The sequence below is a fragment of the Burkholderia sp. KL41 genome (assembly GCF_057005415.2).
Genome location: NZ_CM174447.1, coordinates 285,677 through 308,502 on the forward strand (window position 1 = coordinate 285,677; position 22,826 = coordinate 308,502).

Genomic DNA, 22,826 nt, shown 5'->3' on the forward strand with positions numbered 1-22,826 from the left:
GACTCCTTCAAGTAACGGTTGGGGTGGCAGCGCGGGCGGCGCGCATCAGAAATCCACTTTCATGCTGACGGCGACCGTGCGTCCGGACGACGTATACGCATCGAGCACCTGCGAATCGGCTGCGATGCCGCGCACGTCCGACCAGTTCCAGTATTTGCGGTCGAACAGGTTGCGGATGCCGATCGTCGCGCTCACATGCTTGTTGAAGCGGTAGCCGCCCCGCAGGTCGACGACGAACGACGACGGCGGCGAGAAGCACGTCTTGTTCGAACAGTCGGACTTGTCGATGTCCTTGTCGCGTTTCGCGGCCTGGAACAGCAGGTCGGTCTGCACGAACCAGCGTTCGCTCGGCTCGTACCGCACGCCGAACACGGCGGAGAACGGGTTGACGGTGTTGAGCGGCTGGCTCGCCGCGCCGTCGTTCTGCGTCGAGCCCTTCGTGAACGCCATCGCCGTCTTCAGCGTGATGCCGTTCGGCATCACCCATTCGGCGCGGCCTTCGAGGCCGTGGATGCGCGCGTCGGCGAAGTTCACGTACTGGAACACGGACGGGTCGGCCGGCCGGCCGCTGCCCGCGATCGTCGTGCGCGAGATGAAGTTGCGGTAGCGGCCCGTGAACGCGGCCGCGCTGTAGCGCACGACGCCGTAGCCGGTGCCGGCCTTGCCGCGCAGCCCGGCTTCGAAGGTATCGCTCGTCTCGGGCTTCAGGTTCGGATTGCCGATCGACGTGTAGCCGTACACCGGGTTCGAGAAACTGCTGTTCACCTGGTCGGGTGTCGGTGCGCGGAAGCCGTGCGCGTACTGCACGTACGGAATGACCGCCGGTGTGATCTCGTAAAGCACGGCGACGCGCGGCGACAGTTCGTTCGCGCTGGTCGACACGGCCTTGCCGGTGAACAGCGGATCGTTTGCGGTCGGGCTCAGCCGGTACGTGTCGAAGCGCAGGCCCGGCGTGACGAGCAGGCGGCCGTAGCCGATCTGGTCCTGCAGGAACGCACCGAACAGCGTGTAGTCGGTGTCGGGAAACGCCTTGTTCGGGAACGCTTCGCCGACGCCCGGCACCGTGCCGTCGCGCAGGTTCGTCACGCGCGACACGCTGCCGTCGACGCCATACAGCAGCTTGTGCGCGAACGGCCCGGTCGCGAAGCCGCTTTCGGCGAACGCCGAGCCGCCGAACGTGCGTTCCTTGTACTGGTTGTCGCGCGAGCGCGATTTCAGCGGCGCGCCGCGCGTCTCGAACGCGTACTGGTCCTGCTTCGCGTCCTGGTAGTAGAACTGCACGTGCGCGGTCTGGAACCAGCGGAACGCATCGTCGCGGAAATCGTAGCCGACGCTGAAGCGGTTGCGTTCGAGCCGGTCGTTCGTCGTGAGGCCGAGCGTGGTCGGCGGATTGATCGCGGACAGCACGTCGGTGCTCACGCGCCGCTGCACCGTTTCGGCGGTGAGCTTGAACGTGTCGCGCGCGGTGGGCGTCAGCACGAGCTTGCCGAGCAGCGATTCCGAATAGACGTCCTGCGGATTCGACGTGGTGCGCAGCGTGCTCGCCGAGTTGTTGCTGCCGCGCGTGTCGACCTCGTGGCCGCGCCGCCCGTCGGCGATGATCATTCCCTGGACGCGATCGTTGCCGCCCGCGGCCGATACGGTCGCGCCGATGCTGCGGTCGGCCGAGTCGTAGCTCGGCCGGAACGAGAAGTAGGTGGGCTTGTTGTAGATCGACAGCAGGTCGCGCGGATCCTTCGTGATGAAGTTCACCGCGCCGGTCAGGCCGTCGCTGCCGTAGAGCGCCGACGCCGGCCCGCGCAGGATCTCGATGCGCTTGAGTGTGTCGAGATCGGCGTAGTCGCCGCGCCCCGCTTCGAGCGGGCCGAATGAAAACGCGTTCGGCAGGCGGATGCCGTCTTCCATCAGCAGCACGCGATTGCCTTCGAGGCCACGGATGTTGATGCTCGAATCGCCGTCGCGGCCGCCGCCGAGCGCGGCGCTGCCGGGCCGGTACGCGGTGCGGCGCACCGTGATGCCCGGCTCGTAGCGCAGTGCATCCTTGATGTTGGTGGCCTGCTGTTCCTCCAGATCCTCGTCGGTGATCACCGAGACGGACGCAGCCGTGCGGCTCGTGGCCGTTGCGGTGCGGTTGGCCGTGACGGTGACGGGATCGAGCAGCGCCGCATCGCCGCGCGTGGACGTGGCAACGAGCAGGGTGGAAGGCGGGGTGGCGCCTTGCGGCGACGAATCGGCGTGAGCCGGGGCGGCGGACAGGCCGAACGCGCCGAACAGCGCGGCACAGATCGGCCGCCGCGCCAGCGTATAGCAATGCACAGGTGGTCTCCCATTGACGAAAACAAGCCCGAAGGCTGGCTGGGTGACGCGTTCACCTGGCTGGCCCGCCCGCGCACGGAATGCGGCGGGCGGCGAATTGAAAGGCAACTGACAATTTTGCCAGTGTAAATGAGAATTATTATCAATACAAGAACGAAAAGCGGCACGCGTGGGTGAGCGCTCACCTGCGTGGTTCGGGCCTGCCGTGGCGGGAAATACGGGAGAAGCGCGGGCCCCGGCGCAAGCCCGTCATGGGCGTGAACAGGCCCTAGGCGAGTGCTTCGATGCGGATCAGCAGGTTGCGTGCATGCGTGATGAACGCATCGTGTGTCGCGCGATCGCCGTGGCCTTCGAGGCCGGCCTGTTCGGCGAACGCGATCTGTTCGGTGTAGAGGTCGACGAGCGCACGGCGTGCGTCAGGGGGAAGCGCGCGGACCATCGACACGATCAGCAGTTCCTGCGCGCGAAGCGTGCCGGACAGCGTCTGGACGTTCATGCTGGCCTCCTCGGACGATGCGGCGACGAGCCGCTCTTTCCATACTAGGCGGTCGGCGTACGCAGCGCAGGCGAAGCGGTGGCGGAATGCGATTCGACGGGGCAATCGAGGGCGCCGTTGCGCGACGCGAAACGCACCGCACGCGGCCGGGCACCACGGATTGAAGCGTGCAGGGATGCGAACGGAATCAGCCGGCCGTCGTTGCGGCCCGCGCATCGCGCACGACCTGCGCGACGCGTTCGACGAACTCGACGTCGACGCTCGACAGCGCTTCGCGCTTGCCGTCGGGCATCTCGACCATCAGGCGATACGTGACGTCCTGCGTGGTCCACGCGAGATAACCGACGACGGCGAGCATCACGCCGACGACGAGCGCGGCGCTCGATCCGGCGATGCCGCCCGCGACGGCGGCGGCCGCGCCGATCAGCGAGATCAGCGACGGCACGAGGCGGTTTTTCGGAATCTTGACGACATCGACGTGGCCGATGTCACGCAGCGCGAATACCTGCCCGGCGGCCGACAGGCCGTTGCGCGTGATCATCACGCCGCGTTCGTTGAATGCGTTTTCCATCATGTGTTGCGTGGACGAAAACGCGCAGCGTAGCAGGTTTCGTTGCCGCATCAAACGAGACCGACTGCCGCACGATGCGTGCGGCGCGCTCGAAAGACAGGCAGCGGGTGGAACGGGACGGCGTTCAGAACTGCAGCCGGCCGTCGCCGTAAAGCCGGCCCGGCACGTGCGACGCGACGACCTCGGCGATCTCTTCGTCGGTCGATTCGGCCGGCACGATCTGGCGCCGCGCGGGTGCGTCGAGATGCATCGTCCATTCGACGAGACGATACGGCCGCCCCCACGGGCGCTGCATTTCGACCGATACGCGGCAGCTCTGGACCGGCATCGAGTGTTGGCACGTCAGAATCGCGTGCAGATGGCTGAAAACGGTATCTTCGATCATCATGGCCTCCGATCCTGTCTTGTGGGCAATCGATGGCGGCGCCGTCGGCGGTTCAAAAAAAAAGCCGCCGATGTTCAGGCGGCCAACAGGGGGGGTGAGAGCATCCTCTCAGCCCAGAATTAAGCGAAACTTAAAAGCCCATAAAAAAGCGCCCCGCGTGGAGCGGGGCGCTTCTTGCCGTCGTGATCCGCGAGTTAAGCGGATGCTTTAGAACTTGTGACGGATACCGATACGTGCGGCGATCTGGTTCTTCGAACCCGTGCCCGACGTGTTGAAGTAGCTCGTGCTCGAGCCGATCTGCGCTTGCACGCCCTTGCCCGATGCCTGCTGGTACACGACCAGGCCGTACACGTCGGTACGCTTGCTGAGTGCGTAGTCGGCGATACCGTTGACCTGGTTCCAGTGCCACGAGTTGCCGTTCTGCGTCGCGTTCGTGTACGTGTAGCCCAGGCCGCCCGACAGGGCCGGCGTGAACGCGTACTTCGCGCCTGCTTCATACGCGTTGTAGAACGTGCCGCCCGCGCCCGACACGGTCGAGAACTGCGTACGCGTCCACAGCAGCCATGCCGTTGCCGGGCCCCAGACGTAGCGGCCGCCCACACCGTAGGTGCGCAGGTCGCGGACGTTGCCCGTGCTCAGGTTCGCGATCGACGTCGAGAAGGCCGGCGTCGACTGGCTCGGGAAGCGGATGTCCGTGTAGGCTGCGCCGACCGACAGCGGGCCGTTCGCGTAGTTCAGGCCGAAGCTGTATGCGCGCGACGAGCCTGCCGTCGTCGTCGTGCCCGACGTCGTTGCCGGTGCGCCGGCGAAGTCCGTCGAGTTCGAGAAGCCGTACAACGCGCCGAACGTGAAGCCCGAGTAGTTCGCGCTCTGGAACTTCACGGCGTTGTTGATGCGGCTCGACGTGAGCTGGTCGATGTCGTTCACGTGGTACGCGTAGTTACCCGCGACCGTGTTGCCGCCCGTCGAGTAGTTCGAGCCGAGGATGTCGGTCGAGAACGAGTACTGGCGGCCGAACGTGACCGTGCCGTATTGCGACTGGCTCAGGCCGACGTAAGCCTGGCGACCGAAGATCGCGCCGCCCTGGCCGATCGTGCCGTTACCGCTGTTGAAGCCGTTTTCGAGCACGAAGATCGCCTTCAGGCCGCCACCGAGGTCTTCGGTGCCGCGCAGGCCCCAACGGCTGCCCTGGGCAACGCCGTCGTCATACTTGAACAGCTTGCCCGAGCCGCCGTTGGCGGTCTTGCTGTGGTTCACGTAGCTGATACCGGCATCGATGACGCCGTACAGCGTCACGCTGCTTTGTGCGTGCGCCGTGCCGGCCGTTGCTGCCAGGACGGCGATGGTCAACAGTTTCTTGTTCAAAGGATTCTCCGAGCGAATAAATGGCGTGTCCAGTTGCGGTTCCGGCGCTCTCTATGGGCGCTTTCACGGACCGGCGGCAACTTTATCGAGGGGCCACGTAATGAATATGACAGCGACTGTCATATGAAGAATGTGTGGCGCCGATGCGACATTAGGGCCTGCTTGCATATGGAACGTGCATGCGTTGCCACGAGAACGGCCGCTCGCGAGGCGCGTGACGCCGCGAATACTGACGTATTCGCAAGGAGCGCAACGCGGCGAGCGGCCGTTCTCGTGGCAACCCCAAACTAAAAATTCAATCCACGGGAATGCCCGAAATCGCCCGCATGGCGGCGTCGCTCGTCGCTTGTTTGGCTTGGCCAAACGGCGCTCCTCACTTCTTGCCCTGCGAGCGATTTTGGGCATTCGCATGTACGTTCCATATGCAAGCAGGCCCTAAATTCTGCCCGGTTGCGCTGCCCGGGGTTATACCGAATTCGGCTGAGAATCGATCCGGCCCCGGAATATGCACATGAAATAAGCTTGGTTGGTGGCGTTCCGGCCCCGTGCCACGATCCGTCTTCCAACAAACGACACGGGACTAGAGGACACCATGCGACGTTCATTCCTGACCGGCCTCGGCGCGCTCGCAGCCGCACTGGCATTCGCGGCGCCCGGCGCGCACGCCGACTCGCAAACGCTGAAGATCGGCACGATGAGCGGCCCCGACGCGCAGATCTGGACCGAAGTGACGAAGGTCGCCGCACGCGAAGGCCTCGCGATCAAGGTCATCGAATTCAACGACTACGTGCAGCCGAACGCGGCGCTCGATGCCGGCGACCTGGACGCGAACGGCTTCCAGCACCAGCCGTTCCTCGACAGCCAGATCAAGCAGCGCGGCTACAAGATCGTCAACGTCGGGCTCACCTACACGGCGCCGATGGGTTTCTATTCGAAGAAGATCAAGTCGCTGAAGGATCTGCCGGTGGGCGCGAAGGTCGGGATCCAGAACGATCCGTCGAACGGCAACCGCGCGCTGCTGCTGCTGCAGAAATACGGCGTGATCAAGCTGAAGCCGGGCGTCGGCACCAACGGCGTGAACGCGACGCCGCTCGACGTTGCCGAGAACCCGAAGAAGATCAAGATCGTCGAACTCGACTCCGCGCAGCTGCCGCGCGCGCTGCCCGATCTCGACGCCGCGTCGATCAACACCGACTACGCGGTGAAGGCCGGGCTCACGCCGGTGAAGGATGCGATCGCGATCGAGGACCTGCGCGGGCCGTACGCGAACCTGATCGCCGTGCGCGCACAGGACAAGGACAAGCCGTGGGTGAAGAAACTCGTCGCGGCCTATGAATCGGCCGACGTGCGCAAGTTCATCGACCAGAAGTTCGGCGGCGCGATCGTGCCGGCGTTCTGAACGCCCACGCGTGCCTTCGCCCGGCCGGATGGATCGCCGGGCATTCCGGAAAGCAAATCGCCCGCGCAAGCGGGCGATTTCGTTGGTGCGCGCGGGTGAGCGCCGGGGGATGCCCGGGGGATGCCCGGGGGATGCCCGGGGGATGCCCGGGGGATGCCCGATACGCGCCGTGACCCGGCGCGCGGGCCGGCCGCTCAGGCCGACAGCAGCGAACCAGTGCGGATCGCGGTCGCGCCCGCGATACGCGCGACTTCCATGCCGGCCGTCGCGAAGCGCACGATCTGGCGCGCGTACAGCACGCCCGACACGCTGCTCTTCAGCGTGACGACGCGATCGGTCAGCGGATCGACGATGTCGGCCACGGCCTGGCCGGCCTCGATCATCACGCCGACCGGCGTGCGGAACACGATCACGCCCGACACGGGCGCGACGAGCGGATCGGTGCCCGCGAGCGGCGTGGCCGGATGCGCGAGCGGCGGCAGCGGCGCCGGCGTGCCTTCGACGACACCGCGCTCGGTCAGGTATTCGACGATCGCCTGCGCGTCCTTTTCGGCGAATTCGTAGGACACGTCGCGTTCGCTGCGCAGTTCGACCGTGACGGAAATCGCGCCGTTCGGGATCGGGAAGCGGTCGCCGAAGCGGTTGCGCAGGTCCGACCAGCAGAAGCTGTGGATTTCGTCGAACGGGTTGCCGACCGAATTCAGCGCGAGCAGCGACGCCTGTGCATCGAGATAGCGCGCCAGCGGCTCGACGTCCGCCCACAGATCGGGGTTCGTGTACAGGTGCATCACCGCATCGTTGTCGCAGTGCAGGTCGAGCACGATATCGGCGTCGAACGACAGCTTCTGCAGCGCGAGGCGCTGCGAGTCGAGTTCGGTGCGCGGCTTCTGTTCGTCGAGCGCTTCGCGCATCGCGGTGCGCACGGCGACGAGGTTGCGCTGCGCGTCGTTCGTGAGGCGGCTTTCGACGTGCGGCAGCACGAGCGCCGCGAGATCGTGGAAATTGCGGTTGAAGTTCTGCATCGAGCCGAGCTCGAAGCGGCCGAGGTGATCGCCGAACACGTGCTGCGACAGGCCGATCGGGTTCGGCACGGGCACGATGACGACTTCGCCGCGCAGCTTGCCGGCCGTTTCGAGCGCGGCGATCTTGCGGCGCAGCAGCGTGGCGACCAGCATGCCGGGCAGTTCGTCCGCGTGCAGCGACGACTGGATGTAGACCTTCTTGCCGCCGCGCGGGCCGTAGTGAAAGCTCGTGATCTGGCGTTCGGTACCGACGGCGGGGGAAATCAGCGGATGGGTCTGCGTTTGCATGATGGGGGAGTGCGGCGCAGCCGCGAATGATCCGGTGTGCGTGGAAGATCGATTGTACGTTGCCTTCCTCGCCCCCATCAAACCGGCGCCAGAACGCGCCGATTTTCGTTGCGAATCATCAGGTTGGTGCGGAAAAAATAACGCTGCCGGCACCGCGTGCGCAAAAAAAACGGGCTCCTTGCGGAGCCCGTTCGTGCCGAAGCGAAGCGTGCGCTTGCGCGGCGGATTACTTGCCGTAGACGTCGAAATCGAAGTACTTCTTCGCGATCTTCGCGTACGTGCCGTCCTTGCGCATGCCGGCGATCGCGCTGTCGATCTTCGCCTTCAGGTCGGTGTCTTCCTTGCGCAGGCCGATGCCGGCGCCTTCGCCGAGCGTCTTCGGATCGTCGAGATCCTTGCCGGCGAAATCGTAGTTCGCGCCGCGCGGCGTCTTCAGGAAGCCGATCTCAGCCTGCACCGCGTCCTGCAGCGCGCCGTCCAGACGGCCCGAGATCAGGTCGGCGTAGACCTGGTCCTGGTTCTGGTAGGGCACGACGTTCACGCCCTTCGATGCCCAGTACGTCTTCGCGTAGGTTTCCTGGATCGTGCCCTGCTCGACGCCGACCGACTTGCCCTTCAGCGATTCGGCCGTCGGCATCAGGCCGGCACCCTTCTTCGTGACGAGGCGCGTCGGCGTGTTGAACAGCTTCGCCGAGAAGGCGATCTGTTCCTGACGCGCCGGCGTCATCGACATCGACGACAGCACGCCGTCGAACTTGCGGGCCTTCAGTGCCGGAATCATCCCGTCGAAGTCGTTTTCGATCCACACGCACTTCGCGTTCATGCGGCGGCAGATTTCGTTGCCGAGATCGACGTCGAAACCTACAACCTTGCCGTCAGCGCCTTTCGATTCGAAAGGCGGGTAGCTTGCGTCGACGCCGAACCGCACGGTCGACCAGTCCTTCGCATACGCGCTGCCGGCCGATACGGCGAGCAGGGCAACGGTCACAGCCGCAAGAATCTTTTTCACCAGGTGACTCCTCGTTTTGTTCGATGGGTGCGCGGTTGTGCCGCGCCGTAAGCCTTCGGCCTGCCGCGGCTTCGCGTCAGGCTGTCCGTTTCGCCCACCCGATGCGGGCGCGCGACGTGCGCAAGATTATCAAGACAAAATACCGGCAGGGCGCCTAGGACAAGCCCCGATACCGGGCCCGGCGGCGGCGCGTTGCGTGCGCCGCCGTTTCAGACACAGGAACGATTCAGCCGAGCGTTTCGTTGACCGCACGCTGCAGGCACGTGACGAATTGCGTGACGGCGGGCGTGGGCAGCAGGTCGCGCCGCGCGATGATCGACAGGTCGAAGCGCGGCATGCGCTCGTCGAGTTCGGCCGTGCGGATGCCGAGCGGCGCGACCGTCGCGGCGAGCGGGCGCGTGAAGCAGCCGATCACGTCCGAGCGCGCGACGAGCCCGAGCGTCACCGCGAACGACATCGGCGAGCGCAAGAGCCGCTTCGGCAGCGGCAGCCCGTGCGCCTGGAACATCCCGACCATCACGCTGTGCGGAAACTGCTCGGCGCCGACGGTGACGATCCACTCGGCATCGAGCAATTCCTCTAACCGGCGCGCGTGCGCGAGCGGGTGGCCTTCGCGCATCACGACGGTGAACTCGGTGGACAGCAGCGGCAACTGCGTGAAATCGCGATCGAGCGCGGGCACGTGGTGCATCGCAGCGATGTCGAGCGTGCCGTTGCGCAACTGCGCGAGCGCGTCGGGCACCGTCACTTCCTCGAGATGCAGGCTCACGTCCGGCATCGACCGGCGAAATGCCGTCACCGCGCGCGGCAGCGCCGTCAGTGCGATCGACGGCATCGTGCCGACCGCGACGCGGCCGGACATCTCGCCCTTCACCTGTTCGACGGCCTCGACCGTGCGGCGGATATCGCCGAGCAGTTGCTCGGCGCGCGGCAGCAGCGCATGGCCGCATGCGGTCAGCTCGACGCCGCGGACGCTGCGCGCGAGCAGCTCCGCGTTGAGCGTCGTTTCGAGCTCGCGGATCGTATGCGTGATCGCGGGCTGCGTGACGCCGAGTTCGCGCGCCGCGGCGCGCAGACTCTTGTGATGTGCGGCGGAGACGAACGCCTGGAGCTGCGCGATGTTCAGGGGATTGCGGATGCGGGTCATCGATCGGGTCCGGTTGGCGCGAAAGGGGGCGGCGGCTTGATGCTTCAGGTAGTGATCCTGACGAACGTCACGCGCCGACGCGTGCGCGAAACATCTGGCGATAACGCTGCGGCGACGTGCCGACGATGCGCGCGAACCGCTCGCGAAACGCGGTGACCGAACCGAATCCGGCTTCCGTCGCGACATGCTCGATCGACAGCGCCGTCACCTCCAGCAACTGCTGCGCGTGCCTGACGCGTGCGGTCTGCAGCCATTGCCGCGGCGACGTGCCGGTCTGTTCCTGGAAGCGCCGCGTCAGCGTGCGCACGCTCGTCGATGCCTTGCGGGCCATCTCGTCGAGCGTGAGCGGCTTGCGCAGGTTCGCCTGGAGCCAGTCCATCAGGTCGTGCAGCCCGTCGCCGCCGGCCGGCCATTCCGGCGCGATGAACTGCGCCTGCCCGCCTTCGCGCACGCGCGGCGCCACCGCGCTGCGTGCGGCGTCGACGGCAACCGCCGCGCCGTAGTCGGCCTGGATCATGTGCAGGCACAGGTCGAGGCCGGCCGCCGCGCCGGCCGACGTCAGGATGCGCCCGTTGTCGACGAACAGCACGTTCGGATCGACGTCGACGTCCGGATAGCGGCGTGCGAGTTCGGCGGCCGCGAGCCAGTGCGTCGTCGCGCGCAGGCCGTCGAGCAACCCGGCTTCCGCGAGCACGAACGCGCCGCTGCAGATCGACGCGATCCGGCACCCGCGCGCGGCAGCCGCGCGCAACGCCGCGAGCACGCGGGGCGACGTGGGCGCGAGCGGCTCGGACGTGCCGGGGACCATGATCGTATCGGCGCCGGCCAGCGCGTCGAGACGAAACGGCGGGCGCAGCTCGAACAGGTCGCCGGTGACGCGCGGCTGCTCGCTGCACACGCGCACGTGGTAGGCCGGCGCGACGTCGGGCGACCGCACGCGCGCGAACGTGTCGCAGGCGACGCCCAGGTCGAACGGGACGACATCGGGCAAGGCAAGAACGGCGACCGTGTGCATGGCGTTCGCGGCCGTGGCCAGAATCCGTTGAAAGATGTCATTCTAGCCAATGGCTCGAACCCGCACCACACGCGACAATCGCGGCGGATCAACCTGGAGCCCCGCCGATGAAACAAGACGATCGCAACGCGTTGCGGAACCTGCAGTACCTGTCGTTGCTGGAGGCGACCACACTCGTCGTGCTGGTGTGCGTCGCCGTGCCGCTCAAGCATCTGGCCGGTTATCCGGTCGCGGTATCGATCATGGGGCCGGTCCACGGCATCGCGTTCGCGATGTACGTGTGGGCGGTCGTCGGCACCGCATCGAGCGGGCTGTGGAGCAGGGGCGACGTCGCGCGGCTCGTGCTGTCGGCCGTCGTGCCGTTCGCGGGGCTGGCGAGTGCGGGATGGATCGCGCGCCGGCGGCACGCGCGATGATCTACCTGATGATGAAGACCGTGCACGTGGTGGCCGTCGTCACGTTCGTCGGCGGGCTGCTGATGCTGTCCGTCGGTGTCCGGATCGCGAACCTCGCCGTGCATCGCGCGGTGCGGCGCTGGGATCGCACGGTGACGGCGCCTGCACTCGCGATCGTCTGGATCACGGGTGTCGCGATCGCGCTCAACGGGCACTGGTTCGGCGCGGCGTGGCTGTCGGTGAAGCTTGCGGTCGTCGTCGCGCTGTCGGCGCTGCACGGCATGCTGGCCGGCACGCTGCGGCGCATGGAGCGCGACGATCTCGTCGTCGTGCCGACACCGTGGCTCGGGCACGCGGCGGGCGCGGTCGTGGCCGCGACGGCGATCGTCGTCGGGCTGGTCGTGATCAAGCCGTTCTGACGAGTGCCGTTTCGACGGCCGCCAGCGTACGGCGCCGGATCCAGCCGCTTCCCAGCCGGATCGCGAGCCAGTACGGCGTGAGCAGCCAGCGCGTGCGCTCGCTCGGGCAGTGGATGAACGTTTCCGTGCGCAGCATGTGCGCGCCCGATGCGAGCCCGACGACCTCGAAGCGGAGCACCAGCTTCGCATCGCGCGGGTCGTCGTGCCGCACGAAGGCCGTTGCGTCGGCGATCGTTCGAACGTCGGGCGTGGGACGCCAGAAGCGGCCGACGAGGCCGAGCGACAGCGATGTGTCGTCGCGGTGGAGCAGCGTGAACGAGTCGAAGCCGAAGCGCGCGTGTTCGGGGCGGGCCGGCCCGTTGCGGAGCGCGCCGGCGACGGCGGCCGGGAATTCGCGCACCATGAGCAGCGCGTCGATGACGGGATCGGCACGCATGTCGAGCGACGCGACGGCGTCGATGATGCGCGCGGGCGGCGCGTCGATCGGCTGCGATTCATGCACTTCGTGGAACCCGAACGACGGGATGAACGGCGGCTTGCGCGCCGAGGTCCGGGTGCTCGATTCGGAGACGATGCCGAGCGCGTTCATCGCGGCTCCTGAAGGGGGCAAAGCGCGATCGTAGCACCGGGCGCGGATTTGCGTCGCGCCGTTGCCGCGACGCGCATCATGCTGCACTGCACGCACAAAAAAAGCCTGGAAACTTGCGTTCCCAGGCCTGGAGACCATCAACGACGATGGTGGAGGAGACGATGTCGTCCCGATGCGCGCCGCCCTTCTGCAGGCAACGTCGCGCATGTCTCGCGGTCAGATCGCCCAGCCGCCGAGATAGAACGTGACGAGCACGGCCGCGATGAGCACGGTGCCGACGTTCAGCTTGCGGAATTCGCCGCTGGCGATGCGGCCGATCACGAGCGTCGAGAAGCCGAGCATGATGCCCGTCACGATGTTCGCGGTCAGCACGATGAACACCGCGCACACGAGGCCCGACATCGCGTCGACCATGTCGTCCATGTGCAGCTTGCTCACGCTGCCGAGCATCAGCAGGCCGACGTACATCAGCGCGGGTGCGGTGGCGTACGACGGCACTAGGCCCGCGAGCGGCGAGAAGAACATCACGACGAGGAACAGCAGGCCGACCACGGCGGCCGCGAGGCCCGTCTTCGCACCGGCGGCCACGCCGACGCTCGACTCGATGTAGGCCGCCGCCGGCGCGCCGCCGAGGAAACCGGAGAAGATCGAGCTGATCGAATCGGCGGTCAGCGCGCGGCCGCCGTTGATGATGCGGCCGTTCTCGTCGAGCTGGCCGGCCTGGCCCGCGACCGCGCGGATCGTGCCGGTCGCGTCGAACACGGCGGTCATCACCAGCGCCAGCACGCTCGGCAGCACGGCCATCGACAGCGCGCCCTTGATGTCCATCGCGCCGATCAGCGATGCATGGCCCGGTGCGCTCAGCGACGGCAGCGCGAAGACGCCGTGGTACTTCACGGCGGGATCGAAGATCAGCCCGAAGATCGAGATCGCGATCACGACGAGCAGGATGCCGCCCGGCACGCGACGCTTCTCGAGGCCGAAGATCGCGGCGAGGCCGACGACGGACATGATCACCGGGAGGGCGGTGATCTGGCCGAGCGAGACCGGCAGGCCGGCGCCCGGGTTCTTGATCACGAGACCGACGTCGTTCGACGCGATCAGCAGCAGGAACAGGCCGATGCCGATCCCGGTGCCGTGCGCGACGCCCGCGGGCAGGTTGCGCAGGATCCACGAGCGCACGCCGGTGACCGAGATGCCGGTGAACACGAGGCCCATCAGGAACACGGCGCCGAGTGCGACCGTCGGATGCAGCCCCTTGCCGAGCACGAGGCCGAACGCGGTGAACGCGGTCAGCGAGATCGCGCAGCCGATCGCGATCGGCAGCTTCGCCCACAGGCCCATCAGCAGCGAGCCGAATGCGGTCGTGAGGCAGACCGCGACGAACACCGCGCTCGTGTCGAAGCCGGCCTTGCCGAACATGCCGGGCACGACGAACACGGAATAGACCATCGCGAGGAAGGTGGTGACGCCGGCGACGATCTCGGTGCGTTGCGTGCTGCCGCGCGACGAAATGCCGAAGTACCGGTCGATGACTCCCTGGGTGCCAAAGTCAGATTCTGCCGCGCCGACGTCGACCGTCGGCTGCACCGGGGTATCACTCATGAGCTTGCTCCTTTATCAGCATGCTGAAACGGCCCGTAGCGAACCGTCGTCAGGGTGTCTCGTATCTAGTTGGGATTTGTCGGCAACGTCGTGGGGACGAATGACGCGTGATGCGTGTCGTCACGTGCGAATCGAAACGATCGCGAGGGTGTCGCGTCGGACGACGCGTGGTGTGGTCGACCCCGTCACGTGTGCTTTGCCGTAGCGAAGGTTAGGCGAGCGGCCCATCACGTCCCATCGGGGGAAGTGCATGCAGCGCATGTCGCAGCGCTTATATCGGCGTGCAACCGGGCTCCGTCGCGACGACACGCGTGTATACGCCTAGTTCGAATCCGTTAAGGCGACTATTTGAATGCAGGGTCGACAGGCAGGGCGGGAGCGGGTGAGGCATTGAATATTACGAATATCTTTCATCGAGGCGGTGCACGCGCATGAAAACGGCGGCGCGCGACGCGATGCGGTGCGCGGCCATGTACAAGCGGCACCCGGATGATACCGGTGCCGCACGCGGCTTGCGCTCGCGCGTTCCGGCCCTCGTCGCTTCGGTCGCGCCGGTCGCTTGGGTCGCGTCAGTCGCGTGCGAGGTGCGCGAGGTACGCGCAGAACATGTCGGCCATCGCGGCCGAATAGGCATCGATTTCCGCCGGCGTGCGCGCGGTTTCGGAGAACGTCTTGCCGCCCGACGTGAGCGTTGTCTTGATCAGCTCGCAGGCGAGCGCATGCGTGGTGTCGGGCACGCCGGGCAACGCTTCGCGCATGAACGCGTTGAAGACCCGGTTGCCTTCGGCTTTCACTTCCTGCGCTTCGGGCGCGTCGCGATAGAGCGGTGCGGCATCGTCGAGTGCGATGCGCATGCTCGCCTCGTCGCATTCCGACTGGACGAACGCATGGACGGCCGTGCGCAGTCGCTCGGGCGGCGTCTTCTGCGTGTCCTGGAGTATTCGGCACAGCATGTCGGACGTCTGCCGCCATTCGTCGTGCTGCAGCCGGAACAGCACCGACGCCTTGTTCGGGAAGTACTGGTACAGCGAGCCGACGCTCACGCCGGCGCGCTCGGCGACGCGCGCCATCGTGAAGCGCTGCGCGCCTTCGGTCGCCAAAACCTGAACAGCAGCCTGGAGGACGTCTTCGACGAGACGGGTCGAGCGCGCCTGCCGAGGCAGCTTGCGCGTGGCAATCGGGGCGTTTCGGCGGTCGGTCATGGGTGGTTGGCCAATGCGAATAGTAAAACCTGAATAGTTCGTCATATTCTAGTCGGGCGCACTGACGCACTCAACCTGACACTGGAGATCCGCATGACCACCCTGATTCACGACCCGCTGGCGTCGCTGCTCGCGCGCCTGTTCGACGAAGCCGAGGCGGCGTCACCCGCGACGAGCCCGGCCTTCGCCGACGTGTCGCGCGACGAGCAGGCGCGGCTGATGCGCAGCAAGACGGACTACACCGATCTGTATGCGCGCCTGAAGGACTATCCGCTTCCCGTGTCGCGCGAGACGGGCACGCTGCTGTACATGCTCGCGCGCAGCGGCGGCGCGCGGGCGATCGTCGAATTCGGCACGTCGTTCGGCATTTCGACGCTGCATCTCGCGGCCGCGCTGCGTGACAACGGCGGTGGCCGGCTGGTCACGAGCGAGTTCGAACCGTCGAAGGTCGCGCGCGCGAGGGCGAACCTGACGGCGGCCGGGCTCGCCGATCTCGTGGAGATTCGCGAAGGCGATGCGCTGCGCACGCTGGCCGCCGATCTTCCTGATTCGGTCGACCTGTTGCTGCTCGACGGCGCGAAGGGGCTGTATCCGGAGATCCTGGCGCTGGTCGAACCTCACCTCGTGGCGGGGGCATTCGTCGTGGCCGACAACGCGGAATACAGCCCCGACTACCTCGCGTACGTGCGCGCGCCGGAAAACGGCTATCTGTCGGTGCCGTTCGGCGGCGATGTCGAGTTGTCGATGCGGATACGCTGAACGGGCGTAACGCGGGTGTCGACGCTGTCACGCTTCCGCGCATGAAAGACAGGAAAACTGAATGAATGGTGACGTGGCGGCGTGGCGGCAGGAAGCGGGACGATGCCCGGTGCCGGTGGCGCCGGGCGTTACCTCACTTCACTTCAGGAACACGTAACGCGCGAAGTAAGGAAAGCGTCCGACCGCATGCTCGGTCGTGCACGTCGCGGCCGGCGGCGTGCCGCCCGCCGTGTCGAGCCGCTGCACGAAGCGCACGCTGGCAAGCGTGCCGGTTGCGGCCGGCGTGGCCGCGAGCAGCAGTTGAGGAACGCTGCCCGGGTGTGTGCCCGGCGCTTCCGCGAGCTTCTTGCCGGTGATGCGGCTGCCGTCGAGTGCCTCCCACGACGGGCCCGCGCCGTGCCGGACGACGAGGGTGCCGCCGGCATCGAACAGCAGTGCTTCGGGGTACTGGAATGCCCACGCGAGCCGGTGCCCGGCATCGTATTCGCATGCGTAGACCTGCATGCCGCTCGCGGTGGTCGACAGCACCGGCGTGGCCGGCTCGGGCGGCGCGAGGCCGGCGGCCTCGTCGGCATGCGCGGGCGCGGTGAGCGCCACGCAGGAAAGGCCGGCCGCAAGGGCCAGCAGCAGGTCGCGTGTCGGGGAACGGCTGGGCATGGCGGAGCGTCCTCTCAGGTCGGGTGACGGTCGTGTGGCGTCGATCTCGTCAACACTAGACGCCGATGGCGCAAGCCGCAACCCGGAAATGACAATCGCGGCGATAGCGGCCGCGATGGTCGGGGGGCGGAGGTGCGATCAGCGGATCGCAACCGGGTTGATGTTGACCTGCGTGGAGCCGACGTACAGCGGCTGGCCGAGCACGAACAGGAATTCCCGCGCCTTGTCGCGCACCAGCGCGCGGCTGTCGATCCGCTCCAGGTTGTAGATGTCGCGCGTCGCGAGCATGTACTGGTCGATCGGGAATTCGTCCTGCGTGTGCGGACTCCTGTCGATCGTTACGCCGCGGCTTGCGCGAGCGTCGGGTAATCGGTCAGGCCCTGGGCGCCGCCGCCGAACAGCGTGTTGCGGTCGTGCGGCGCGAGCGCGGCGCCGGTGCGCAGGCGTTCGGGCAGGTCGGGGTTCGCGACGAACGGGCGGCCGAACGCGACGAGGTCGGCCCAGCCGGCGGCGATCGCTTCGCGTGCGCGCTCGGCGGTGTACGCGCCGGCGTAGATCAGCACGCCCGGGTACGCGGCGCGCAGCTGCTGCTTGAATGCGACCGACATCAGTGGCGCGTCGTCCCAGTCGGCTTCCGCGATGTGCAGGTAGCCGACGCCGAGCTCGCCGAGCAGCTTCGCGGCGGCGAGGTAGGTCGTTTCCGGATCGTCGTCGACGCAGCCGTTCAGCGTGGTCAGCGGCGCGAGGCGGATGCCGACGCGCGACGCGTCGCCGGTGCCTTCGATCAGCGCCTGCGTGACTTCACGCAGGAAGCGCAGCCGGTTCTCCAGCGAGCCGCCGTATTGGTCGGTACGCGTGTTCGCGTTCGAATCGATGAACTGGTTGACGAGGTAGCCATTCGCGCCGTGCAGCTCGACGCCGTCGAAGCCGGCTTCGATCGCGTGGCGCGCGGCGGTGCGGTACTGGTCGACGATCTCGCGGATTTCGTCGACGGACAGCGCGCGCGGCTCGGATGCCTGCACGAAGCCCGGCGTGCTGCCGTCGTCACCGGCGATGAACACGTTCACGCCCTTCGCCTGGAGCGGCGACGACGATACGGGTTGCGCGCCGCCGAGCAGGCTCGTGTGGCTCAGGCGGCCGACGTGCCACAGCTGCGCGAAGATGCGGCCGTGCGCGGCATGCACGGCGTCCGTCACCTTGCGCCAGCCGGCGACCTGCGACGGCGTGTGAATGCCGGGCGTCCATGCGTAGCCCTTGCCGAGCGGCGCGATGTAGGTGCCTTCGCTGACGATCAGGCCCGCACTCGCGCGCTGCGCGTAATACGCGGCCATCAGTTCGTTGGCTTCGTCGCCGGGCTGGCTGGCGCGCGAACGCGTCATCGGCGGCATCACGATGCGGTTCGGCAGCGTCAGCGCGCCGAATTGCAGCGGTTGGAAAAGCGGGTCCTGGGTCATGATGGAGTCCTGTCGGGGCCGCGGCCGGCCGGCCGCGGACGATTCGATTGAGAGAGCGGTGCGCTTAGTCCCACTTCGGCGCGAGGCCAGCCGGGTCGACTTCGCGGCCGTTGCGCTCCAGCGCGGCGATCTGCGCCATGTCTTCGTCGGTCAGGCGCAGCGTCTGCGCGAGCAGGTTGCTCGCGAGGTTCTCGCGCTTCGTCGACGACGGAATCACCGAGTAACCGAGCTGCAGCGCCCACGCGAGTGCGACCTGTGCCGGCGTCGCGTCGTGACGCTGTGCGATCGCGCCGATCACCGGGTCGCCGAGCACCTTGCCGTACGCGAGCGTCATGTACGACGTCACGTGGATGCCTTCGGCGTTCAGGAACTCGACGAGCTTGCGGTTCTGCAGGTACGGGCTCAGTTCGATCTGGTTCGTCGCGATCGCATCCTTGCCGACGGCCGCGATCGCTTCCTTCGTCAGTTCGATGTTGAAGTTCGAGATGCCGATCTGGCGCGTGAGGCCCTTCGCCTTCGCGTCGGCCAGCGCGGTCATGAACGCCTCGATCGACACGCCGTTGCCCGGGGCCGGCCAGTGGATCAGCGTCAGGTCGACATAGTCGGTGCGCAGCTTGCGCAGGCTTTCCTCGAGGCTCGCGACCAGCTTTTCCGGTGCGTAGTTGTCGACCCAGATCTTCGTCGTGAGGAACAGGTCTTCGCGGCGCACGCCCGATGCGGCGATCGCTTCGCCGACTTCGGCTTCGTTGCCGTAGATCTGCGCGGTGTCGATCGCGCGGTAGCCCACTTCGAGGCCGTTACGCACCGAGTCGATGACCACCTGGCCTTGCAGGCGGAACGTACCGAGGCCGAATGCGGGAATGTTGCTCATCAAGTGCTCCTGAAAGGGGTGGAACGGTTGCGGTATGGAAGTCATTCTGGCGCTTGATACTGATGAGATAAACGCCTTTAGAGGTCAAAAATATTTGATTTAAATTCAAATATCGGTCGTGCGGCGGGCTCGCTCGCGGCCGTTGCCGGCCTTATGCGGCGCGCGTCTGCGCGTTTGCCTTCGTCTTCGCGTGGAATGCCGGCAGCACGTCCGACGCGATCTCGGCCATCGTCTCGTCGAGCGGGCGGCGGTTGCGGCGGAAATGCAGGCCGATGTGCCGCACGCCCGCGTCGCGCATCGCCGCGAGTTCTTCCGTCAGCGCGATGCGTCCGGCGCGGGCGCCGAAGCGGTGCCGCTGCAGCGGCTCGTGCGGATCTTCCGCGAGGTCGAGGTGGATGAAGCTCACGTACGGCTTGTCGCCGGCCACCGCGCGCCAGTTCGCGGCGCGCTGCGCGTGGTCGGCCGGCGTGCCCGGATACGCGAGGCAGCCGTCCATGTGTTCGCCGATCCACGCGGGCGTCTGCTGCGCGAGACCCGCGACGAGCAGCGGCACCGGCGAGCGCGCGGCCGGCAGCACCTCGAGGCCCGGCGGCAGGTGCCCGCGTGCGCCGTCGCGCAGCAGCGCGACCTGGTCGCGGAAATTCGCGCCGCGCGACGCGAAGTCGCGGCCGAACAACGGATATTCGACCGGCCGGTCGCCGCTCGCGACGCCGAGCATCAGGCGGCCGCCGCTCAGTTCCTGGATCGTCGCGGCCGATTTCAGCGTCAGCAGCGGCTCGCGCAGCGGCAGCACGACGGCCGCCGTGCCGAGCAGGATGTCGTTCGTGATGCCGGCGAGGTAGCCGAGATACGAGAACGTTTCGAACACCTGCGCGGCGTCGCCGAACGACGGGTCGTACACCGGCACGTCGCGCACCCAGAGCGCGCGGAAGCCGAGCGTGTCGGCCAGCTGCGCAAGCTCCGCGTGGATCGCCAGGTCGGGCACGCCGGGGCGGCGGCCCTGTTGCTGGCGCTTCGCGTCGCCGGCCGGCGACCAGTCGTTGTCGAGCGGCAGTTCGATGCCGACGCTGAAGCCGCCGTCGGCGAGTTTCTCGAGTGAAGTGGACATGGTCGGGCTCCGTTCAGACCGCGCGCAGGCTGCCTGCGAGGCGGTAGAAATCGAGCGACGCCGCGGTGAAGAACGAGCGCGACGTGCCGGCGGCGAAATCGTCGACATGCACGACCGTCGCGCGGTCGGCTTCCTGCCACGAGATCGCGTAGGTGTCGCCGGCGACGTGCTGCCACGTGTATTCGACTTCACCCTTCGCGCCCGCGTACGGGCCTTCGGTGATCTCGTAGCGCATGTGGAGGCCGTCCTCGTCGTACGCGTTGAGCGCGGTGAGGCCGTCGTAACGGACTTCGAACGTCTTGCCGGCGAACGGCGGACGTTGGGTCGATGCGTTCATGCTGGTTGGCTCCTGCAAAAAGTGACGTTCAATGGGCGAGTTCGACGGGTTCGGCCGTGCGTTCCGGCAGCCCGTGGCGGCGGTCGAGACGGCCGCTCAGCGCGGTGAGCGCGAACGCGCCGAGCGTGACGACGGCGGCGATCCACGGCGTGTGGCCGAGGCCGACGTTCGCGACGATCAGGCCGCCGAGCGACGAGCCGCCGGCCACGCCGAGGTTGAAGGCGGCGATGTTGAAGCCCGATGCGACGTCGGTGGCGTCCGGCGCGAAGTGGCGCGCCTGCTTGACGACGTACACCTGCAGCCCCGGCACGTTGCCGAACGCGACCGCGCCCCATGCGAGCATCGTCAGCACCGCGAGCCATTTCACGTGGATCGTGAAGGTCAGCGCGAGCAGCACGATCGCGAGCAGCAGGAAGATCCGCTTGAGCGCCTTCACGGGGCCAACGGCATCCGCGAGCTTGCCGCCCCACACGTTGCCGAACGCGACCGACACGCCGTAGCCGACGAGCACGAGGCTGACCTGCGACGGCGTGAAGCCGGCGATCTGTTCGAGCAGCGGCGCCATGTACGTGAATGCGATCAGCGAGCCACCGTAGCCGACGGCCGTCATCGCATAGACGAGCAGCAGGCGCGGCTGGGCCAGCACGCGCAGCTGGCGGGCGAGCGGCGCCGGCGGCGTCTGCGGCAGCCCGCGCGGCACGAACGCCACCGCGCCGAGGAACGCGACGAGGCCGAACAGCGCGACGATCAGGAACGTCGCGCGCCAGCCGAAGTGCTGGCCGATGAAGGTGCCGAGCGGAATCCCGGCGACGAATGCGACGGTCATTCCGCTGAACATCGTCGCGATCGCGCTGGCGGCCTTGTCTTTCGGCACGAGCGTGGTCGCGATGATCGAGCCGACCGAGAAGAACACGCCGTGCGCGAGGCCGGTGAGCACGCGCGCGACGATCAGCGATTCGTAGCTCGGCGCCTGCCAGGCGACGAGGTTGCCGACGGTGAAGAGCGCCATCAGCCCGGCGAGCAGCGTCTTGCGCGGCACGCGGCCGGTGAGCGCGGTGAGCAGCGGCGCGCCGATGGCGACGCTCAGCGCATAGAGGCTGACGAGCAGGCCGGCCGACGGCAGGCTGACGCCGAGATCGGCGCCGATCGTCGGGATCAGCCCGACGATCACGAACTCGGTCGTGCCGATGGCAAAGGCGCTGATGGTCAGCGCAAGCAGGGCGAGTGGCATGATGGGATCCAGGTTCCAGTAAGGATGGATCGCAGTGTGCCGACTTTACTTTTGCGGAAAAACTGGTCTATAAACCAAATTGTTTTGATTTCAGATCAACAATGAAGATCACGTTAGACGAACTCCAGGCCTTTGCCGCCGTGGTCGACACCGGTTCGATCACCGCGGCGGCCCAGCAGCTCGACCTCACCGTGTCGGCCACGAGCCGCACGCTCGCGCGGCTCGAGGAGAAGCTGAAGACCACCCTGCTGCGCCGGACCACGCGCCGGCTCGAACTGACCGAGGAAGGGCGCGCGTTCCTGCAGGACGCGCGCGCGATCATCGAATCGGTCGAGACGGCGGAAGAGCAGATGCTCGCGCGGCGCGAGATGCCGTCGGGGCGGCTGCGTGTCGACGCGGCGACGCCGTTCATGCTGCACGTGATCGTGCCGCTCGTGCGCGGCTATCGCGAACGCTTCCCGAAAGTCGAGCTGGAACTGAACAGCAACGAGGGCATCATCGACCTGCTGGAGCGGCGCACCGACGTCGCGATCCGGATCGGGCGGCTGAAGGATTCGACGCTGCACAGCCGGCGCATCGGCAACAGCCGGCTGCGCATCTTCGCGAGCCCTGCGTATCTCGAAGCGCACGGCCAGCCGCGCAAGGTCGAGGATCTCGGCAAGCACACGCTGCTCGGCTTCACGCAGCCCGAATCGCTGAACGTGTGGCCGATCCTCGGTGCGGACGGCGAAGCGTGCCGCATCGAGCCGGACATCTGTTCGTCGAGCGGCGAGACGTTGCGGCAGCTCGCGCTGGAGGGCGCGGGTGTCGTCTGCCTGTCGGATTTCATGACCGCGCAGGATCGCGAGGCCGGGCGGCTCGTGCAGGTGCTCGCGCGCCAGACGCTCGAGGTCGAACAGCCGATCAACGCGGTGTATTACCGGAATACCGCGATTTCGTCGCGGATCGCGTCGTTCGTCGATTACATGATCGAAGTGCTGGGCGGCGGGAGCGGCGGCAGCGATGCGCCGGCGCGGCGCAAGGCGGCGTGGATGGGGACGGTCTAGCCGGGGACGGCTGCGTCGTTGCCGCCGGGCGCCGTTCCCGCGCAAGACAGCTCGACGGACTTCCTCCGGCCGAAGCGAACGGCGCGGAGGCGGGCGGTACGCGGCGGGCGCGCCGATGTGATCCGGCATGTCGACGGCGC

At 67.2% G+C, this 22,826-nt stretch carries 23 protein-coding genes and 1 pseudogene; 5 read left to right on the forward strand and 19 right to left on the reverse strand.

What is annotated here, in order from left to right:
- Window positions 1-45 precede the first annotated feature (45 nt).
- The 5 genes from PQB87_RS18960 to PQB87_RS18980 form a co-directional block, all read right to left on the reverse strand.
- Window positions 46-2,316 carry a TonB-dependent hemoglobin/transferrin/lactoferrin family receptor gene (locus tag PQB87_RS18960; protein ID WP_489243491.1) on the reverse strand — a complete coding sequence of 757 codons (2,271 nt, stop codon included), beginning with the start codon at window positions 2,314-2,316 and terminating at the stop codon, window positions 46-48.
- 268 nt (window positions 2,317-2,584) lie between these two features.
- A complete protein-coding gene (locus PQB87_RS18965; RefSeq protein ID WP_027790410.1) occupies window positions 2,585-2,812 on the reverse strand; it encodes a hypothetical protein in 228 nt (75 codons plus the stop codon).
- A 187-nt stretch (window positions 2,813-2,999) separates the two neighbouring features.
- The gene (locus PQB87_RS18970; protein ID WP_489243492.1) at window positions 3,000-3,383 is read right to left on the reverse strand and encodes a DUF6232 family protein; all 384 of its coding nucleotides are present in this window, start codon (window positions 3,381-3,383) and stop codon (window positions 3,000-3,002) included.
- 124 nt (window positions 3,384-3,507) lie between these two features.
- Window positions 3,508-3,768 carry a DUF2866 domain-containing protein gene (locus PQB87_RS18975; RefSeq protein ID WP_011353838.1) on the reverse strand — a complete coding sequence of 87 codons (261 nt, stop codon included), beginning with the start codon at window positions 3,766-3,768 and terminating at the stop codon, window positions 3,508-3,510.
- Between the two features lie 207 nt (window positions 3,769-3,975).
- On the reverse strand, window positions 3,976-5,133 hold the full coding sequence (locus PQB87_RS18980) for a porin (RefSeq protein WP_027790412.1): 1,158 nt from the start codon (window positions 5,131-5,133) through the stop codon (window positions 3,976-3,978).
- 592 nt (window positions 5,134-5,725) lie between these two features.
- On the opposite strand from PQB87_RS18980, the gene PQB87_RS18985 reads away from it, so the two are divergent.
- Entirely contained in the window at window positions 5,726-6,532 is an 807-nt protein-coding gene (locus PQB87_RS18985) for a MetQ/NlpA family ABC transporter substrate-binding protein (RefSeq protein ID WP_027790413.1), read from the forward strand.
- 194 nt (window positions 6,533-6,726) lie between these two features.
- Here PQB87_RS18985 and PQB87_RS18990 read toward each other — a convergent pair whose 3' ends face one another.
- From PQB87_RS18990 to PQB87_RS19005, 4 genes are all read right to left on the reverse strand, one after another.
- Window positions 6,727-7,842 carry a succinylglutamate desuccinylase/aspartoacylase family protein gene (locus PQB87_RS18990; RefSeq protein WP_489243493.1) on the reverse strand — a complete coding sequence of 372 codons (1,116 nt, stop codon included), beginning with the start codon at window positions 7,840-7,842 and terminating at the stop codon, window positions 6,727-6,729.
- A 226-nt stretch (window positions 7,843-8,068) separates the two neighbouring features.
- A complete protein-coding gene (locus PQB87_RS18995; protein WP_489243494.1) occupies window positions 8,069-8,851 on the reverse strand; it encodes an ABC transporter substrate-binding protein in 783 nt (260 codons plus the stop codon).
- 226 nt (window positions 8,852-9,077) lie between these two features.
- The gene (locus PQB87_RS19000) at window positions 9,078-9,998 is read right to left on the reverse strand and encodes a LysR family transcriptional regulator (RefSeq protein WP_489243495.1); all 921 of its coding nucleotides are present in this window, start codon (window positions 9,996-9,998) and stop codon (window positions 9,078-9,080) included.
- Between the two features lie 67 nt (window positions 9,999-10,065).
- The gene (locus tag PQB87_RS19005) at window positions 10,066-11,013 is read right to left on the reverse strand and encodes a GlxA family transcriptional regulator (protein ID WP_111942642.1); all 948 of its coding nucleotides are present in this window, start codon (window positions 11,011-11,013) and stop codon (window positions 10,066-10,068) included.
- Window positions 11,014-11,120: 107 nt separating this feature from the next.
- On the opposite strand from PQB87_RS19005, the gene PQB87_RS19010 reads away from it, so the two are divergent.
- Window positions 11,121-11,429: a DUF3817 domain-containing protein gene (locus PQB87_RS19010; protein ID WP_027790418.1), complete on the forward strand. Its 309-nt coding sequence runs from the start codon at window positions 11,121-11,123 to the stop codon at window positions 11,427-11,429.
- A complete protein-coding gene (locus PQB87_RS19015) occupies window positions 11,426-11,827 on the forward strand; it encodes a HemJ family protein (RefSeq protein ID WP_489244335.1) in 402 nt (133 codons plus the stop codon). Before PQB87_RS19010 ends, PQB87_RS19015 begins: the two co-directional genes overlap by 4 nt.
- On the opposite strand, the gene PQB87_RS19020 is transcribed toward PQB87_RS19015, so the two are convergent.
- From PQB87_RS19020 to PQB87_RS19030, 3 genes are all read right to left on the reverse strand, one after another.
- Window positions 11,814-12,416 (reverse strand): hypothetical protein, encoded by a 603-nt coding sequence (locus tag PQB87_RS19020; protein WP_021156468.1) that lies wholly within the window; start codon window positions 12,414-12,416, stop codon window positions 11,814-11,816. The two genes, PQB87_RS19015 and PQB87_RS19020, sit on opposite strands and share 14 nt — an antisense overlap.
- A 216-nt stretch (window positions 12,417-12,632) precedes the next feature.
- Window positions 12,633-14,021, reverse strand: a complete 1,389-nt coding sequence (locus PQB87_RS19025; RefSeq protein WP_021156467.1) for an NCS2 family permease — start codon at window positions 14,019-14,021, stop codon at window positions 12,633-12,635.
- 569 nt (window positions 14,022-14,590) lie between these two features.
- The gene (locus tag PQB87_RS19030) at window positions 14,591-15,268 is read right to left on the reverse strand and encodes a TetR/AcrR family transcriptional regulator (protein WP_489243496.1); all 678 of its coding nucleotides are present in this window, start codon (window positions 15,266-15,268) and stop codon (window positions 14,591-14,593) included.
- A 48-nt stretch (window positions 15,269-15,316) separates the two neighbouring features.
- Here PQB87_RS19030 and PQB87_RS19035 point away from each other — a divergent pair, with 48 nt between their 5' ends.
- Window positions 15,317-15,982 (forward strand): O-methyltransferase, encoded by a 666-nt coding sequence (locus tag PQB87_RS19035; RefSeq protein ID WP_060061055.1) that lies wholly within the window; start codon window positions 15,317-15,319, stop codon window positions 15,980-15,982.
- A gap of 138 nt (window positions 15,983-16,120) precedes the next feature.
- Here the strand turns inward: PQB87_RS19035 and PQB87_RS19040 are convergent, their stop codons facing one another.
- The 7 genes and pseudogenes from PQB87_RS19040 to PQB87_RS19070 all read right to left on the reverse strand — a co-directional run bounded on the left by PQB87_RS19040 (window position 16,121) and on the right by PQB87_RS19070 (window position 21,640).
- Window positions 16,121-16,639, reverse strand: a complete 519-nt coding sequence (locus PQB87_RS19040) for a DUF3455 domain-containing protein (protein WP_489243497.1) — start codon at window positions 16,637-16,639, stop codon at window positions 16,121-16,123.
- A gap of 138 nt (window positions 16,640-16,777) precedes the next feature.
- A pseudogene (locus PQB87_RS19045) lies at window positions 16,778-16,966 on the reverse strand (cyclase family protein); the annotation flags it as partial.
- Window positions 16,967-16,977: 11 nt separating this feature from the next.
- Window positions 16,978-18,093, reverse strand: a complete 1,116-nt coding sequence (locus PQB87_RS19050) for an alkene reductase (RefSeq protein ID WP_489243498.1) — start codon at window positions 18,091-18,093, stop codon at window positions 16,978-16,980.
- Between the two features lie 64 nt (window positions 18,094-18,157).
- Window positions 18,158-18,964, reverse strand: a complete 807-nt coding sequence (gene dkgB, locus PQB87_RS19055) for a 2,5-didehydrogluconate reductase DkgB (RefSeq protein WP_059708866.1) — start codon at window positions 18,962-18,964, stop codon at window positions 18,158-18,160.
- 151 nt (window positions 18,965-19,115) lie between these two features.
- On the reverse strand, window positions 19,116-20,072 hold the full coding sequence (locus PQB87_RS19060; protein ID WP_059684101.1) for an LLM class oxidoreductase: 957 nt from the start codon (window positions 20,070-20,072) through the stop codon (window positions 19,116-19,118).
- A 13-nt stretch (window positions 20,073-20,085) separates the two neighbouring features.
- The gene (locus tag PQB87_RS19065) at window positions 20,086-20,409 is read right to left on the reverse strand and encodes a MoaF-related domain-containing protein (RefSeq protein WP_060061065.1); all 324 of its coding nucleotides are present in this window, start codon (window positions 20,407-20,409) and stop codon (window positions 20,086-20,088) included.
- Window positions 20,410-20,437: 28 nt separating this feature from the next.
- Window positions 20,438-21,640: an MFS transporter gene (locus PQB87_RS19070; RefSeq protein WP_027790429.1), complete on the reverse strand. Its 1,203-nt coding sequence runs from the start codon at window positions 21,638-21,640 to the stop codon at window positions 20,438-20,440.
- Between the two features lie 101 nt (window positions 21,641-21,741).
- Between PQB87_RS19070 and PQB87_RS19075 the strand changes: the two genes are divergently transcribed.
- Window positions 21,742-22,686, forward strand: a complete 945-nt coding sequence (locus PQB87_RS19075; protein ID WP_059684104.1) for a LysR family transcriptional regulator — start codon at window positions 21,742-21,744, stop codon at window positions 22,684-22,686.
- Window positions 22,687-22,826 lie beyond the last annotated feature (140 nt).

What these genes read in the sequence shown, in the direction of transcription:
- PQB87_RS18965 (WP_027790410.1), bottom strand. Translation starts at nt 2,812, where the DNA reads ATGAACGTCCAGACGCTGTCCGGCACGCTTCGCGCGCAGGAACTGCTG.
- PQB87_RS18970 (WP_489243492.1), bottom strand. Translation starts at nt 3,383, where the DNA reads ATGGAAAACGCATTCAACGAACGCGGCGTGATGATCACGCGCAACGGC.
- PQB87_RS18975 (WP_011353838.1), bottom strand. Translation starts at nt 3,768, where the DNA reads ATGATCGAAGATACCGTTTTCAGCCATCTGCACGCGATTCTGACGTGC.
- PQB87_RS18985 (WP_027790413.1), top strand. Translation starts at nt 5,726, where the DNA reads ATGCGACGTTCATTCCTGACCGGCCTCGGCGCGCTCGCAGCCGCACTG.
- PQB87_RS18990 (WP_489243493.1), bottom strand. Translation starts at nt 7,842, where the DNA reads ATGCAAACGCAGACCCATCCGCTGATTTCCCCCGCCGTCGGTACCGAA.
- PQB87_RS19000 (WP_489243495.1), bottom strand. Translation starts at nt 9,998, where the DNA reads ATGACCCGCATCCGCAATCCCCTGAACATCGCGCAGCTCCAGGCGTTC.
- PQB87_RS19005 (WP_111942642.1), bottom strand. Translation starts at nt 11,013, where the DNA reads ATGCACACGGTCGCCGTTCTTGCCTTGCCCGATGTCGTCCCGTTCGAC.
- PQB87_RS19010 (WP_027790418.1), top strand. Translation starts at nt 11,121, where the DNA reads ATGAAACAAGACGATCGCAACGCGTTGCGGAACCTGCAGTACCTGTCG.
- PQB87_RS19015 (WP_489244335.1), top strand. Translation starts at nt 11,426, where the DNA reads ATGATCTACCTGATGATGAAGACCGTGCACGTGGTGGCCGTCGTCACG.
- PQB87_RS19020 (WP_021156468.1), bottom strand. Translation starts at nt 12,416, where the DNA reads ATGAACGCGCTCGGCATCGTCTCCGAATCGAGCACCCGGACCTCGGCG.
- PQB87_RS19025 (WP_021156467.1), bottom strand. Translation starts at nt 14,021, where the DNA reads ATGAGTGATACCCCGGTGCAGCCGACGGTCGACGTCGGCGCGGCAGAA.
- PQB87_RS19030 (WP_489243496.1), bottom strand. Translation starts at nt 15,268, where the DNA reads ATGACGAACTATTCAGGTTTTACTATTCGCATTGGCCAACCACCCATG.
- PQB87_RS19035 (WP_060061055.1), top strand. Translation starts at nt 15,317, where the DNA reads ATGACCACCCTGATTCACGACCCGCTGGCGTCGCTGCTCGCGCGCCTG.
- PQB87_RS19040 (WP_489243497.1), bottom strand. Translation starts at nt 16,639, where the DNA reads ATGCCCAGCCGTTCCCCGACACGCGACCTGCTGCTGGCCCTTGCGGCC.
- PQB87_RS19050 (WP_489243498.1), bottom strand. Translation starts at nt 18,093, where the DNA reads ATGACCCAGGACCCGCTTTTCCAACCGCTGCAATTCGGCGCGCTGACG.
- dkgB (WP_059708866.1), bottom strand. Translation starts at nt 18,964, where the DNA reads ATGAGCAACATTCCCGCATTCGGCCTCGGTACGTTCCGCCTGCAAGGC.
- PQB87_RS19060 (WP_059684101.1), bottom strand. Translation starts at nt 20,072, where the DNA reads ATGTCCACTTCACTCGAGAAACTCGCCGACGGCGGCTTCAGCGTCGGC.
- PQB87_RS19065 (WP_060061065.1), bottom strand. Translation starts at nt 20,409, where the DNA reads ATGAACGCATCGACCCAACGTCCGCCGTTCGCCGGCAAGACGTTCGAA.
- PQB87_RS19070 (WP_027790429.1), bottom strand. Translation starts at nt 21,640, where the DNA reads ATGCCACTCGCCCTGCTTGCGCTGACCATCAGCGCCTTTGCCATCGGC.
- PQB87_RS19075 (WP_059684104.1), top strand. Translation starts at nt 21,742, where the DNA reads ATGAAGATCACGTTAGACGAACTCCAGGCCTTTGCCGCCGTGGTCGAC.